Source organism: Streptomyces sp. NBC_01515, assembly GCF_045040345.1.
Lineage (GTDB): Bacteria > Actinomycetota > Actinomycetes > Streptomycetales > Streptomycetaceae > Streptomyces.
Genome location: NZ_CP109416.1, coordinates 5,217,033 through 5,230,063, shown reverse-complemented (window position 1 = coordinate 5,230,063; position 13,031 = coordinate 5,217,033). Strand labels below are relative to the sequence as shown.

Annotated in this window: 13 protein-coding genes; 7 read left to right on the top strand and 6 right to left on the bottom strand. The window is 69.3% G+C overall.

All coding sequences use genetic code 11. The features are described from left to right. The first annotated feature begins 128 nt into the window (after positions 1 to 128). The gene (gene hemB / locus OG407_RS23240) at positions 129 to 1,121 is read left to right on the top strand and encodes a porphobilinogen synthase (protein ID WP_405860833.1); all 993 of its coding nucleotides are present in this window, start codon (positions 129 to 131) and stop codon (positions 1,119 to 1,121) included. 332 nt (positions 1,122 to 1,453) lie between these two features. Further along, on the top strand, positions 1,454 to 1,819 hold the full coding sequence (locus OG407_RS23235; RefSeq protein ID WP_405860831.1) for a DUF805 domain-containing protein: 366 nt from the start codon (positions 1,454 to 1,456) through the stop codon (positions 1,817 to 1,819). Between the two features lie 21 nt (positions 1,820 to 1,840). On the opposite strand, the gene OG407_RS23230 is transcribed toward OG407_RS23235, so the two are convergent. After that, entirely contained in the window at positions 1,841 to 2,014 is a 174-nt protein-coding gene (locus tag OG407_RS23230; RefSeq protein WP_405860829.1) for a hypothetical protein, read from the bottom strand. Between the two features lie 323 nt (positions 2,015 to 2,337). Between OG407_RS23230 and OG407_RS23225 the strand changes: the two genes are divergently transcribed. From OG407_RS23225 to OG407_RS23210, 4 genes are all read left to right on the top strand, one after another. Next, complete coding sequence (locus OG407_RS23225; RefSeq protein ID WP_405868550.1) at positions 2,338 to 3,240, top strand: SAM-dependent methyltransferase; 903 nt, start codon at positions 2,338 to 2,340, stop codon at positions 3,238 to 3,240. 82 nt (positions 3,241 to 3,322) lie between these two features. Next, positions 3,323 to 4,549 carry a PLP-dependent aminotransferase family protein gene (locus tag OG407_RS23220; RefSeq protein WP_405860827.1) on the top strand — a complete coding sequence of 409 codons (1,227 nt, stop codon included), beginning with the start codon at positions 3,323 to 3,325 and terminating at the stop codon, positions 4,547 to 4,549. An 81-nt stretch (positions 4,550 to 4,630) separates the two neighbouring features. Further along, entirely contained in the window at positions 4,631 to 6,532 is a 1,902-nt protein-coding gene (locus tag OG407_RS23215) for an FHA domain-containing protein (RefSeq protein ID WP_405860825.1), read from the top strand. Positions 6,533 to 6,573: 41 nt separating this feature from the next. Next, positions 6,574 to 7,425 carry an arylamine N-acetyltransferase gene (locus OG407_RS23210; protein ID WP_405860823.1) on the top strand — a complete coding sequence of 284 codons (852 nt, stop codon included), beginning with the start codon at positions 6,574 to 6,576 and terminating at the stop codon, positions 7,423 to 7,425. A 24-nt stretch (positions 7,426 to 7,449) separates the two neighbouring features. Here the strand turns inward: OG407_RS23210 and OG407_RS23205 are convergent, their stop codons facing one another. The 3 genes from OG407_RS23205 to OG407_RS23195 all read right to left on the bottom strand — a co-directional run bounded on the left by OG407_RS23205 (position 7,450) and on the right by OG407_RS23195 (position 9,593). Further along, positions 7,450 to 8,346 carry a DUF4253 domain-containing protein gene (locus OG407_RS23205; RefSeq protein WP_405860821.1) on the bottom strand — a complete coding sequence of 299 codons (897 nt, stop codon included), beginning with the start codon at positions 8,344 to 8,346 and terminating at the stop codon, positions 7,450 to 7,452. Between the two features lie 258 nt (positions 8,347 to 8,604). Next, complete coding sequence (locus OG407_RS23200; protein WP_405860819.1) at positions 8,605 to 8,784, bottom strand: DUF397 domain-containing protein; 180 nt, start codon at positions 8,782 to 8,784, stop codon at positions 8,605 to 8,607. Then, positions 8,781 to 9,593, bottom strand: coding sequence for a Scr1 family TA system antitoxin-like transcriptional regulator (locus OG407_RS23195; protein WP_405860817.1), 813 nt, complete (start codon positions 9,591 to 9,593; stop codon positions 8,781 to 8,783). The genes OG407_RS23200 and OG407_RS23195 overlap by 4 nt, the downstream gene beginning before the upstream one ends. Before the next feature lie 122 nt (positions 9,594 to 9,715). Here OG407_RS23195 and OG407_RS23190 point away from each other — a divergent pair, with 122 nt between their 5' ends. Then, positions 9,716 to 10,135: an ATP-binding protein gene (locus tag OG407_RS23190; RefSeq protein ID WP_405860815.1), complete on the top strand. Its 420-nt coding sequence runs from the start codon at positions 9,716 to 9,718 to the stop codon at positions 10,133 to 10,135. 126 nt (positions 10,136 to 10,261) lie between these two features. On the opposite strand, the gene OG407_RS23185 is transcribed toward OG407_RS23190, so the two are convergent. Continuing rightward, on the bottom strand, positions 10,262 to 11,092 hold the full coding sequence (locus tag OG407_RS23185) for an inositol monophosphatase family protein (protein WP_405860813.1): 831 nt from the start codon (positions 11,090 to 11,092) through the stop codon (positions 10,262 to 10,264). A gap of 10 nt (positions 11,093 to 11,102) precedes the next feature. Then, positions 11,103 to 13,025: a glycosyltransferase family 2 protein gene (locus tag OG407_RS23180; RefSeq protein ID WP_405860811.1), complete on the bottom strand. Its 1,923-nt coding sequence runs from the start codon at positions 13,023 to 13,025 to the stop codon at positions 11,103 to 11,105. Between the last annotated feature and the right edge of the window lie 6 nt (positions 13,026 to 13,031).

Sequence of the window (13,031 nt, the reverse complement as noted above, 5' to 3'; positions counted from 1 at the left end):
GACAGGCTCAGTCGAAGACCGTGCCGGAAAGTGCGGGAAGCGCAGCGAAGTGTCCGCGATCTATGCCGAAATGTGCGCCGACTCACCGTCGGCAAAGGTGCCCCTGAGGCGGGCGTAGCGTAGATGGCATGACGACGTACGGATCCTTTCCCGGCTCTCGGCCCCGGCGGTTGCGGACCAGCCCGGTCATGCGGCGGATGGTTGCTGAGACTCGGTTGCACCCGGCTGACTTCATTCTTCCGGCGTTTGTGCGGGAGGGGGTCAGTGAGCCGGTGCCGATCGGGGCCATGCCTGGGGTTGTGCAGCACACTCGGGACAGTCTGAAGAAGGCTGCCGCTGAGGCTGTTGCCGCCGGGATCTCCGGGATCATGCTCTTTGGGGTGCCGGAGGAGAGCAAGAAGGACGCTCTCGGGACGCCTGGGACCGACCCGGACGGGATTCTGCAGGTCGCGCTGCGGGATGTGCGGGCCGAGGTCGGGGACGAGCTGCTTGTCATGTCCGATCTGTGTCTTGATGAGAGCACCGATCATGGGCATTGCGGGGTGCTTGACGAGCTTGGGCGCGTTGACAATGACGCCACCCTTGAGCGGTATGCCGAGATGGCTCAGGTGCAGGCCGATGCCGGGGCCCATGTCGTCGGGCCCAGCGGGATGATGGACGGGCAGATCGGGGTCGTCCGGGACGCGCTCGATCAGATCGGGCGGGAGGATGTCGCCATCCTCGCCTACACCGTCAAGTACGCGTCCGCGTTCTTCGGGCCGTTCCGTGAGGCCGTGGGTTCCTCGCTCAAGGGGGACCGTAAGACGTACCAGCAGGACCCGGCCAACGCACGGGAGTCCATGCGGGAGTTGGCGCTCGACCTGGAGGAGGGTGCCGACATGGTGATGGTCAAGCCGGCGGGGCCCTACCTCGACATCCTGGCCAAGGTCGCCGAGGTCTCGGACGTGCCCGTCGCCGCCTATCAGATCTCCGGCGAGTACTCGATGATCGAGGCCGCCGCCGAGAAGGGCTGGATCGACCGGGAGAAGGCGATCTTCGAGGCGCTCACCGGTATCAAGCGGGCCGGGGCGCAGAACATCCTCACGTACTGGGCGGTGGAGGTGGCGCAGAAGCTGCGCTGACCGCCGAACGCCCGCCCAATGTCCCGCCGTACGCCCGCCCAATGTCCCGCCGTACGCCTGCCCAATGCCCCGCCGTACGCCTGCCCAATGCCCCGCTGAACTCCCGTCAATAGGCAACGCTTCGAGATCGTTCCGGCGTCGAGCGGATCTCGGTTCGGGGCGGTTGCGGGTTCTGGCCCGAAATCGACGGTCGGTGTGGGCGGATGTGACCCCAAATAAGCTTCAGTGTCCGGCACTTATGTGGATTTGACGCGTCCGCATCAGTGTCCTTACCTTCTGCGCCTGGCCTGATCCGTTCTGGATGGTCTGGACGTCGATCCCTGGGGGACACCATGAACTATTTCATCGAGGCACTGAAGAAGTACGCGGTATTCAGCGGGCGCGCGCGTCGCAAGGAGTACTGGATGTTCTCCCTGTTCGCGGCGATCATCGCGATCGTGCTCGGCGTCATCGGTGTCGTGATCAAGTTCCCGTACCTCGTGATCGTCTTCTACCTCGCGATCCTGCTGCCCGGCGTGGGTGTCGGCATCCGCCGCCTGCACGACACCGGCCGCTCCGGCTGGTGGCTGTTCTTCGGCATCATCCCGATCGCCGGCCCGATCACCCTCCTGGTCTTCACCTGCACGGACGGCAAGCCCGGCGCCAACCAGTACGGCCCGAACCCGAAGGAAGTCGGCGGGATCCCGGCGCACGTCTGATCGCACCCGCCACGAGGCCCGTCAGGGCGTGGACCCCGTCGACATCGACGACGTGGGGCTCACGCCGGACGGGCCTTCGTCGCGTACGCCCATGCCGTCCTTGCACCCCGAGAGCAGCAGCGCCGCGGCGAGCACGGCCGTGGCGACGGCCAGGACACCGGTGCGGATACGGATGCGGGTGGTGCGGGCCGGCATGGGTTCCTCCCGTGGAAGCGAAGCGCGTTATCGGGTGCAGCTTGGGTGGTCGCGTGGGGCGGGGTCTACGGCTGTCGCCGGATTCGGGACGCCGGGACCGTCCCGCCCGCGCTGACCTGCGGGGATGTCGGCGGACTCGGGCACGTTGTGGGACGCGGGGAGGGGGCCGGGCGCCCCGTGGCCGCGCCGGCGCCGCCCGTCCCTCGGACTGGGCACCATCAAGTCCCGGCGGGAGTTAGGTTGTTGACCACTGCTCTTGGCCACCGCTCTTGAGCACTGCTCCGGTTGTCCTTCGAATGACCGACCTCTTCTGGGAGACGCGCATGCCCGGTGACGCCCTCAGCCAAGACCCCGCCGAGCTGCGAAGGAGGATCGACACCAGCAAGGCCCACCCGGCCCGCGTCTACGACGTCTTCCTCGGCGGCAAGGACAACTACCCCGTCGACCGCGAGGCCGCAGCCGCCGCGCTCGCCGCCAACCCGCGCGGGTACCTCGACGTACGGCACAACCGGGACTTCATGCGCCGCGCGGTCACCCGGCTGTCGCAGGAGCACGGGGTGCGCCAGTTCCTCGACATCGGCACCGGGCTGCCCACCGCGGAGAACGTGCACCAGATCGCCCAGGGCATCGAGCCCGAGTCGCGGATCGTCTACGTCGACAACGACCCGGTGGTCCTCGCGCACGCCCGCGCGCTGCTCACCAGCAGCCCCGAGGGCCGTACCGACTACATCGACGCCGACCTGCGCCGCCCGGACGACATTCTCGAACAGGCCGCCAAGACCCTCGACTTCAACGAGCCGATCGCCCTGCTGCTGGTGGCGATCCTGCACTTCGTGGAGGACGAGGAGGCGTATCCGTTGGTGCGTGAGCTGGTGGATGTGCTGCCGTCCGGCAGTCATCTGGTGCTCAGCCATCTCACCGACGAGATGCATCCCATTCCGGCCCGTGCGGTCCAACGGACCTACACGGAACGGGGGTTCACCTTCGTGTTCCGTTCCAAGGACGAGGTCGAGCGGCTCTTCACCGAGACCCCCGGCGTCACCCTGGACGAGCCCGGTGTGGTCCCGGCGCACAAGTGGCACCCCGGTCCGGCGCCCGCGCCGCCGGTGGTGGAGCAGGCGTACTTCGAGAGTCTCGACGACATCGAGAAGATCACCTATCGCGACATCAATGATGTGACGGACGACGACATCAACGTCTATGGGGCGACCGGTAAGAAGGCCTGAGCCCAGGCCAGGAGGAGATGGCGGGCGTCCGGATCGTGGAAAGGCGCTTGTAGGCGGCACGTACGTTTCTAAGCTGCGCGCCATGACCCTCACCGAGACACCCGCCGTCCCCCTGCCGCCCCTCGCCGCGCGCGCCCGTGCGATCGGGGGTTCGCCGGTGCGGGACATCCTCGCCGTCACCGCCCGCCCCGAGGTGATCAACTTCGCGGGCGGGCTCCCGGCACCCGAACTCTTCGACGCGACCGGTATCGCGGCCGCGTACCAGGCGGTGCTCGCCGAGACGCCCGCGCGGGCGCTCCAGTACGCGACGACCGAGGGCGAACCGGTGCTGCGTGCCGCGCTCGCCGCGCGGACCTCGGCGCGCGGGCTGCCCACCGAGCCCGACGACCTCCTCGTCACCACCGGTTCGCAGCAGGCGCTCTCGCTGCTCGCGACCGCGCTGCTGGAGCCGGGGGACGTCGTCCTCGTCGAAAATCCCTGTTATCTGGCGGCACTTCAGGTCTTCGCGTTCGCCGGAGCGCGGGTCGTCGCCGTGCCGGGGGACGGGGACGGGGTCGATCCCGAGGCACTGGACGAACTCGTCGTGCGGGAGCGGCCCAAGCTGCTCTACACCGTGCCGACCTTCCAGAACCCCACCGGCCGCACCCTGCCCGCCGACCGCCGCGCCGCCGTCGCCGCGGTCGCCGCGCGGCGCGGGCTGTGGATCGTCGAGGACGATCCCTACGGCGAACTCCGCTTCGAGGGCAAGCGGTTGCCGTGGATCGCGGCGCAGGAGGGGGCGGCGGACCGTACGGTGCTGCTCGGTTCCTTCTCCAAGGTGATGGCGCCGGGGCTGCGCCTCGGGTGGCTGCGCGCGCCGACTTCCCTGCTGCGGGCCTGTGTTGTCGCGAAACAGGCCGCCGACCTGCACACCCCGACCGTCAACCAGCTGTCCGCCGCACGGTACTTGGCGGACAACGACCTCGACGCGCACGTGGCGCGGGTGGCCGGGGTGTACCGGGAACGGCGGGACGCCATGCTCGCAGGTCTTGCCAACGCCCTTCCCCAGGGGTCCAGTTGGGAGCGGCCCGAGGGCGGGATGTTCCTGTGGGCACGGCTTCCGGAGTCGTACGACACGACGGAACTGCTGGCGCGGGTGGTGCGGCAGGACGTGGCCTACGTGCCGGGGGCGCCCTTCTACGCCGGGGAGCCCGAGCGGTCGACGATGCGGCTGTGCTTCGTGACGCAGCCGCCGGAGGAGATCCGGGAGGGGCTCAGGAGGCTGGGGGAGGGACTGAGGGAAGGGCTGGGGGATTCCATCTCGGTGTAGTGCGCTTATGGTGGCCGAAGGTCATTGAAATCGGTGAATCCCCTTGGAAACGCGCCGAGTTGAACCCTGGGAGGAAATGCCATGGCACCGGTGCTCGTCGGACGTGAGGGTCTGCTGGCGGGAGAGCGCATTCCGATCGTCGACACCCGCGTCACCTTCGGACGCAACGCGGGGAACACGGTCGTCATCGCCAGCCCGAGCGTCTCGCGTTTCCACGCGGAGATCGTCTTCGACCAGGACGAGGGGTACGTCCTGCGCGACTGCGGCAGCAGCAACGGCACGCAGGTCAACGGGGAGGAGGTGGAGGCCCGCCTGCTCCAGCCCGGTGACGAAATCACCATCGGGGACCAGGAGTTCCGCTTCGAGGTCGCCGACGCGATGCAGACCCTGATGGCGCTCAACCTGCCCCGCTCCGTGACCCACCCGGAAGAAGAAGAGGGCTCGCTGTTGCGGGTCACCGTCGTGGGCGGGGGCCCCGTCGGCCTCTCCATGGCCCTGCTCCTTGAGCACTTCCTCGGTGCCCAGGTGAAGATCACGGTCTACGAGGGCCGGTGGCGCAAGGACGGCCGCCGCGTCGTCTGGAAGAGCGAGGCCGAGGGCAATGTGCGGCGCCAGCAGGTGGTGACCGTGCAGAGCCGGCAGTACCTCGCCTGGCCGCAGTACGTCCAGGAGCGGCTCTTCGACCCCGAGCACTACACCGAGATGTGGCCGTCCGGCCCGGACTCGATCGGCGACCACCACCCGCGCAACATGCGGATCGCCTACATCGAGGACAGGCTGCTGGAGCTGGCGAACGAGAAGCGGGACCGAATACGCCTGATACCGGCCAAGTTCGACCCGGCGGAACAGCGCGACGAACTCGCCTCGCAGCATGTGCTCGCCATCTGTGACGGCGGCCGGTCGCGCACCCGGGAGCACTTCGCGGCGAGGTTCGGCAAGGCCGACGAGTCCATCTACTCCCTCGACGGCGTCCATCTGCGGGACGTGGTACTGGGGTTGAGGGTGAAGTCGGAACTCCCCGACCCGATGGCGATCCTGCTGACGGTCGCCCAGAACCGCTTCCTGCTCAACTCGTTGCGCGGCGAGGGCTTCCTCAACATGCGGCTGACCGACGCCGAGTTGGGGGAGGTCATCGGCATCGACCCGGTCCGCCGGGTCTTCGAGGAGTGCATCGCCTCCCGCCCCTGCCTGATGAACCGCGACGAGCACGGCGACTTCCAGTGCGCCACCCACGGCACGCTGTTCCTGCCCGCGCTCATCAAGGGATCGCCCTTGTGGAAGCGCGTGCACGAGGGCCTCCGGCTCTTCGACGTCCAGTCCCAGGACCTGTCCGCGGTCACCAGCTTCCGCCTGGACATGGTGCAACGCCCGCGCTTCTCGGCCGAGTTGCTGCCCCCGACCGTCAACTCGCCGGGTACCTACGGCTTCCTGCTCGGCGACGCGGCCAACGCGATCCACTTCTGGCCGGGCCGGGGCCTCAACAGCGGCCTGGCGTCGGCGATTTCGCTGGCCCGCTCCCTCAACAGCGCCTGGAACGGCCGCCCCTTCCGGGACGCGGACTTCCTGCGGCACGAAGCCGCCATGTCGATGCTCCAGTACCGGCACAAGAGCCGCGCCTGGAAGGCCATGGTCACCACGGACGACCAGGGCGTCACCTGGGCCATCAAGGACATCATCGACCACGGCATCGACGGCATCGCGGAGGAACCCGACCGCGAGGCGGACACGGCCACGCTGTTGGCGCGCATGGCGGCCATCCGCGACCGACTCGCACCCCGGTTGGCGGGCATGCCGGACGACGAGGCGATCCTGGAACGCCTCCAGACCCTGGAGTCCAGGACCCTGCGCATGCTCGTCCTCAGCGGCGCGTGGGACACCCTCACGATGGGCGGCGAGGAGGTCGACATCGACATCTTCTACGGCCAGGACTCGACGGCCGCGGCCGCGGCGGTGGAGGCGTTGGAGTCGGCGACGCAGCAGTGAGGTGGAGCGGGGCGGGGCGGGTGATTTCGTAGGGTGGGGGCATGTCTGACAGCGGCGCCTTCGACCTGGACGCATACCTCGCGCACACCGGTTGGGAGGGTGGGCGGCGGGCCGGCCTGGGGACGCTGCGGGGCGTGCATCTCGCGCACATGCGGGGCATCCCGTTCGAGAACCTGGACGCGCTCCGGCGTACGGCTCCCTCGCTCGAACTGCCGGACCTGATGGCCAAGTTGGTGCACAGCCGGCGCGGTGGCTACTGCTACGAGCACAACACGCTGCTCGCCACCGCGCTGAGGGCACTGGGCTTCGGGGTGACCTTGCTGGCGGCCCGGGTGATCGTGGGCGCGGACCGGATCGAGAGCCGCCCGCGCACCCACATGGCGCTGCTGGTGGAGGTACCGGGTGACCCGCAGCGGTACCTGGCCGATGTCGGGTTCGGGGCGATCGGGGGGCTGTTGGAGCCGGTACCGGTGGTGGTGGGCGGGGAGTTCGAGGGCGCGGGGCGCAGGCACCGGTTCGTCCGGGTGCCGCACCGGGGGCCGTTGGAGCTGTTGGTGCTCCAGGCGTACGAAGGCGGTGACGGCGGTGACGGCGATGGAAGCGGGGCCTGGCAGTCGCAGTACGCCTTCACGCTGGAGCCGTTCGAGCACGTGGACTTCGAGGTCATCAACTGGCACATCGCCACGAACCCGCGCTCCCCGTTCACCAAGGGCCTCTTCGTCCAGCGCGTCACCCCTGACCGGCATCTCCTGCTCCACGGCCGCGTGTTGACGGAGACACGGGCCGATGGAGCAGTGAGCGAGCGGGAGTTGACGGACGAGGGTGAGGTGCGGCGGTTGCTGGACGAGGAGTTCGGGATCGAGGCGCCGGAGGGGATGAAGCTGCTCAGCTGATCCGGGCCGGTTGTGCCGGGCGGGTCAGTCCCACCAGAAGGACCACATCCGCTGGTTGAGCACCTGATGCTCGGCGTACACGCGCAGCGTGTTGTAGTCGCCCCCTGTGATGTTGTCGGGGCAGAAGGCGAAGTGTTCGGCGGCCACCGCCTCGGCCTCCTCCTGAGTCGTCGGAGGGGCTGCCACCGACACCATCAAGTGGTCCCAGGCGAGGGCCACGACCCGGATGCCGAAGCGGTCCTCCCAGGAGCGCAGGACGGCGCAGAGCCGGGCGACGTCCCCCTCGTAGTTGATCGCGCCGGTCCAGCCGATCGCGGCCGGTATGTCCGCGCTGCGGCGGGCCGGCACCAGCGCGAGGCGCGGCTCCTTCAGCCAAGTGCCGGTTTTCGCGAGGGAGTCGGCGATCTCGGCGGCGTGGGCGTCGGGGTCTACGGCCTGCGCCGTGGCGGGCGCGAGCCCCGGCCACTCGGCGCCGTACGGGGCGATCGTCTCGTCGTACGTCGACTGCTCGCCGAAGTTCTCGACGGCGTTCTCGGCGACGGCGTCCTTGCCGGGATGGTCGGCGTCCGGGGCGGGTTCGCTCGCCGCGTACTCCTCCCAGAACTCCTCCAGGACCTCTTCGGCGTCGTGGTCCCCGGGGTACGACGCCTCATCGGGCAGCAACTGCCATTCCTCGGGCCTGCCCAACTCGCCGCCGTCCCCCTCCAACAGCACGGGGAGCAGCCCGGCGGCCCGGCGTGCGGGCTGGAGCGCGGCCCAGCCACCGGGCCTCGCCGGCTCGTCCGCACACCACAACAACGGTTCGTCCGCCGGGCCTTCGGCGGTTACGTCGATCAGACTCCCGGCGGGGAGCTCAAGCCCGAGCGAGCTGCCGCGCGGGTCGGCCGACAGCGTCGGCAGCGGGTTGGGAAGGGTCGCCATGTCGGAAACTGTAGAGGCGGCCACTGACAGTGGGGGTGCGGGGAGTTGTCCGGGGGCGGCTCCGCCAAGTAGAGCTGGCAGGGTTCACTGATCTGTTCCGGTGATCGGACGCAAGCGGTGTTGCCCTCGGCTGAGGCCTGCCGGACGGGACCCTGTTGGTGAAAGTGTGACACTTTGGCGCTGAGTGTCACATTTCTGTGGCTCACTCTGTGGGGAGGGGTGAGCGGTCCCGAGCATCGCTCAGTTTGGACTTGTCGACTACCGGGTGGCGGTGAACGCAGCCCAGGCAGCGGGGCCGAGTTGGAGCGTGGCCCCGTCGGCTTCCGGCTTCTTGGAGTCGCGGATGTGGATGGTGTTGGGGCAGGTGGCGACCTCGACGCACTGGCCGCCTTCGCTGCCGCTGTAGCTCGACTTGAACCACTCAAGTGCGGTGCTCATTGATCTCCTAGCAGACGGTCCAGCAGGCCCCTGGACTCCTGGGGTGACAGGGCCTGTGACCGCAGCATTGCATACTTGCGCGCCAGCCTGGACACCTCGTCGAGGTCCGCGACCCACTGGCTGCCACGCTGCCCCTCTGTGTAAGCCAGTTGCTGGTGATCCGGTGTCTCCAGGAGTGTGAAGGGGCCGTCGAGACCAGCGTGCGCTGCCGTATTCATCGGCAGGAACTGGAGGGCGAGGCCCGGGAGTTCGGCACACTCGCGCAGAAAACGAAGCTGCTCGCGGCGGGCCTCCGGGGTTCCGAGGCCGAGGTGTAGCACCGGCTCCCAGATGACGAAGCTCATCGTCGGCGGATTCTTGCGCTGCAGGATCTCCTGCCGCTCGATACGACCCGCCAGCTTCGCCGCGATCTCGTCCTCGTCGTAGGCCGGAATGCGTTCAGCCAGGACCGCGCGGGCGTACGCCGTGGTCTGGAGGAGGCCCGGGATGACCAGCGCGTCGTACCAGGACAGGGAGATGGCCTCCCGCTCGTGCAGCATGTACTCCTCGGCGTAGAGCGGGAATTGGTCGATCTCCGGGAGGTTGTCGACGCCCGCCTCGAACGTCCCCTTCGTGTCGAGGATCCTGTCCAGTGACTTCGCCAGCGGGGGCATCAGCCGGCGCCTGCCCTGCTCGACCGACGCGATGGTCTCCTCGTCGACCAACGCCCGCTCGGCGAGCTGGCGTTGCGTCAACCCGGCGGCCATGCGGGCCGCTTTCACCTGCGCGCCCAGCAGTCGCATCGTCGAGCGGTTCTTCTTGGAGTTCATGCTGTGGTGCTCCCCACATCCACCCGTTCCGGACCCCGCACGAACCCGTACTCCACCCGTACAAAAACGGATGCAGGGCTCACGCCCTGTCAACACTGGTGACGCTGCGCAACTCTTGTCCCGTGAACCTGAGTGAGAAGTTCTTCCGGCGCGAACGCCGGTCCGTTCCCGCCGCGAGGCAGTTCGCTCACGCGTACTTGGCCGAGTGGGGACTCGCGGGGACCGAGCGCGGCGCCGATGTGCTGCTGTGCGTAAGCGAGTTGGCGACCAACGCGCTGGTGCACGGGGTGCCGCCGGGGCGTCAGTTCCGGCTGCTGCTGCGGTGCGACGGGTATTCGCTGCGGGTCGAGGTGCACGACAGCGGTGGGGGCATCCCGCGCGTCGACACCCACCCAGAAGCCACCGACGAGGGCGGGCGCGGGCTGCTGCTCGTGTCGGCGCTCGCCGACAAGTGGGGCGTGGGGGAACGGGACTTCGGGAAGGTGGTGTGGGCCGAGTTCGACACGGACATCGGCCGGACCGCACTCCCTCGGGACCGCTGACCGGCTTGTACTCGATACGAACAGAGGCCGAGGACCTTGGTGCGGTCCTTGACGAGTCGACCTGATCACCGGCCGCTCACGCCGAACTCCACGAGCTCGACGGGCACTTGCGCCCATGCGCCGCTGTCAGCCGCCGGACGAGGCGGATCGCCGGCTTCGGCCGCGCATCATCGACATCAGCAGCCCGTGGGTCTCCTCGTCGGCGGCGACCAGGAGCCCACGGCCCGCCTCGCCGACCGGGGCACCGTCGATCCCGGTGACAACACACCCGGCGGCCCGGCACACAGCGATACCGGCCGCGAAATGCACGCTTCCGGAGAGGTCGCCGCCATCGGTGACGTACGCGGCGCGCTTTCCGGCGGCCACCCAGGCCAGCGCCAGTGTCGTGGACACGACGCGCGGCCGGAAACGGCCGACGAACTCAGGGTGGGCCAGCAGATCCACGGCCCGGAACACCGGCGCACTCGGGAACGGCGGATCCAGGTTGACGTCCACCAACCGGGTAGCGGGCGAGGGCGTCAGCAGTGCGTCGTCGGCCCCGTCACGCCGCACCCAGGCGCGCTGCCCATCGGTGAAGAAAACCTCGCCGCCGAACGGGTCGGCCACCGCCGCAGCCCCGTCGCGCAGCGCCACGTTGACGGCCACCAGCATGGTGCCGGCGGCGTAGTTCAGCGTGCCGCACAGGGGATCCACCAACCACTGGCGCTCGGCGTCGGCGGCACCCCGCTGCCCGCCCTCCTCGCCGAGCACCGCGTCATCGGGCCCCGCGGCACGGATGACGTCAAGGATCGCCGCCTCCGCCTCGACATCGGCAACGGTGGCGAAGTCCCCGGCACCCTTGTCGACGCGGTCGAGCCGCCGACCGTAGAGGGCGCGGACCACCTCGGCACCGGCCCGCGCCGCGGCTGTCGCGACCGCGGCATCGTCGGAACTCGCACAGGAACCGGCACTGGTCACCGGTCGGAGCCTAACGCCCCAACCTCCGCCGCACCCACCGCGTTTGACGGTTGTCCGCGACGGAGTCGAGGAACCGCCGCCCGCCCCCGGCCTCGTACGCCGGGCCCTCCAGCCGGAGCACGGTGCCGTCGCGGACGACCGCGTACGCGAGCGGGTTGGCCGTCTTCGGGAGGGCCACCGGGTGGCGGCCGGAGGGGAGCTTCAGGCGGGCGGGGAGGCGGAGTTGGGCGGTGGTGGCGTCGGGGGTGGGGATCAACTCGGCGTTCACCGCGAGCGTCGACACGGTGACCTTCACGCGGGCGGGGGTCGAGTCCGCCGTCGCCGCCACGTACGGCAGGGGGAGTGAACTCCCCTCACCCCGCCCGGAGTTGGTCGCGGCGACCGCTGCCGTGTCGGGGCCCAGCTTGCGTTGGCGCTGGTCGATGTCGAGGGCGAGCTGGCCCTTGACCGTCCAGTACGGCAGCGCGAGGCGGCCACCGGTGAGCGCCGGGCCCGCCGCCGGGCCGTCGCCCGTCACCCGCACCATCCGGTCCACGCCCAGGAGTTGGACGTACGCCCACACGTCGTGCACGCCCCGCTCCAGCGGACGCCCACCCGCCAACCGCTCGGGATCCAGGGACAGTTGACCGGAGGCGACGACCTGCGAACAGCCGTCCCCGAGAGACTTCAGCCGAACCTCCAGGTCGCCCTCCGGATACCACCAGTCCTCGCGGTCCCGGTCCTTCACCACCAGCTCCGCGTACGCCCGCCGGAACGGGTCCGGGACCTCCCAGCCGTCCTCCGTCCCCGGCACGCCGTCGAGCAACTCCGGGTCCAGGTACCGCTTTCCGTCCCGTTCGACGAGGACGAGGGGCTCGCCGTCGCCCCGGAGGAGGCCGAGCGTCACGTCGGCCACCAGGCGGCCGTTCTCCCAGCGCAGGTCGCGGATCTCGCTGCGGGCCTTCACCTCGCGGACGCGCTCCGCGAGGGTCACCGCGCCGTCGAAGTCACCGGCCTCCAGCAGGGTGGCGCGCAGACGGGACACCGGGGGGAGGCCTTCTCGTACAGCTGCCGGGAACTCCTCAAGTGCTACCTCCCGTGCCGCCTCGAAACGCTGCCGCTGTTCCGCCGGGTCCTCGCGGAGGATCTCGGGCTCACGGGTCCGGGAGAGGATCTCCACGTGGTAGAGGCGGTGGAGAAGCCGGTTCTGGAGTGCGTCGATGTCGTCGGACGCGGGTGTGGCTTCCTTGAACTGGCGGACGACCGTACGGGTGTTGGGCCAGAAACCGTGCTTCGGGTTGAAACGGTGCTGGGTGTTGTTGCCGCCGTCGTCCCGCTTCATCCAGTAATAGACGGGATAGTCGGCGAGGATCGAAATGCGCTCCGCCTTCAGATAGGCGGCGCTGACGAAGGCCAGGTCCTCCAGGATCCACGGGCCCTCGGGGAACTGGAGCCCGTGTTCCTCGACGAACGCCCGCCGGAACATCTTGTGCGGCGACATGCTCTGCGTCAGCTCGTCGTTCTCGATCGTGCAGGCGTCCACCGTGTGCCGGAACAGCCGCCGGGGACGCACCATCGTGCTGGACATCTTGCCGAGGACGACGTCCGCGTCGTTCCGCTTCGCGTGCTCGTACAGCCGCTCCAGGGCCTCCGGCCCGAGCGTGTCGTCGTGGTCGACGAACTGGATGTACTCGCCCTCCGCGTGCCGCATGCCGAGGTTGCGGGGCGCGCCCGGCCAGCCCGAGTTCGGCTGGGTGTGCACCTGGACGTTGGGGGCCCCGGCGGCGATCTTCTCCAGGCGGCCCAGGGTGTCGTCGGTCGAGCCGTCGTCGACGTAGATGACCTCGTACTCGTCGGCGGGCAGGCTCTGCCCCAGCAGGGACGGCGCGCACTCGTCGACGTACTTCCCGGTGTTGTAGACGGGAACGATCACGCTGACTTTGACTCTGGGCATTCAAGG

What these genes read in the sequence shown, in the direction of transcription:
- hemB (WP_405860833.1), top strand. Translation starts at nt 129, where the DNA reads ATGACGACGTACGGATCCTTTCCCGGCTCTCGGCCCCGGCGGTTGCGG.
- OG407_RS23235 (WP_405860831.1), top strand. Translation starts at nt 1,454, where the DNA reads ATGAACTATTTCATCGAGGCACTGAAGAAGTACGCGGTATTCAGCGGG.
- OG407_RS23230 (WP_405860829.1), bottom strand. Translation starts at nt 2,014, where the DNA reads ATGCCGGCCCGCACCACCCGCATCCGTATCCGCACCGGTGTCCTGGCC.
- OG407_RS23225 (WP_405868550.1), top strand. Translation starts at nt 2,338, where the DNA reads ATGCCCGGTGACGCCCTCAGCCAAGACCCCGCCGAGCTGCGAAGGAGG.
- OG407_RS23220 (WP_405860827.1), top strand. Translation starts at nt 3,323, where the DNA reads ATGACCCTCACCGAGACACCCGCCGTCCCCCTGCCGCCCCTCGCCGCG.
- OG407_RS23215 (WP_405860825.1), top strand. Translation starts at nt 4,631, where the DNA reads ATGGCACCGGTGCTCGTCGGACGTGAGGGTCTGCTGGCGGGAGAGCGC.
- OG407_RS23210 (WP_405860823.1), top strand. Translation starts at nt 6,574, where the DNA reads ATGTCTGACAGCGGCGCCTTCGACCTGGACGCATACCTCGCGCACACC.
- OG407_RS23205 (WP_405860821.1), bottom strand. Translation starts at nt 8,346, where the DNA reads ATGGCGACCCTTCCCAACCCGCTGCCGACGCTGTCGGCCGACCCGCGC.
- OG407_RS23200 (WP_405860819.1), bottom strand. Translation starts at nt 8,784, where the DNA reads ATGAGCACCGCACTTGAGTGGTTCAAGTCGAGCTACAGCGGCAGCGAA.
- OG407_RS23195 (WP_405860817.1), bottom strand. Translation starts at nt 9,593, where the DNA reads ATGAACTCCAAGAAGAACCGCTCGACGATGCGACTGCTGGGCGCGCAG.
- OG407_RS23180 (WP_405860811.1), bottom strand. Translation starts at nt 13,025, where the DNA reads ATGCCCAGAGTCAAAGTCAGCGTGATCGTTCCCGTCTACAACACCGGG.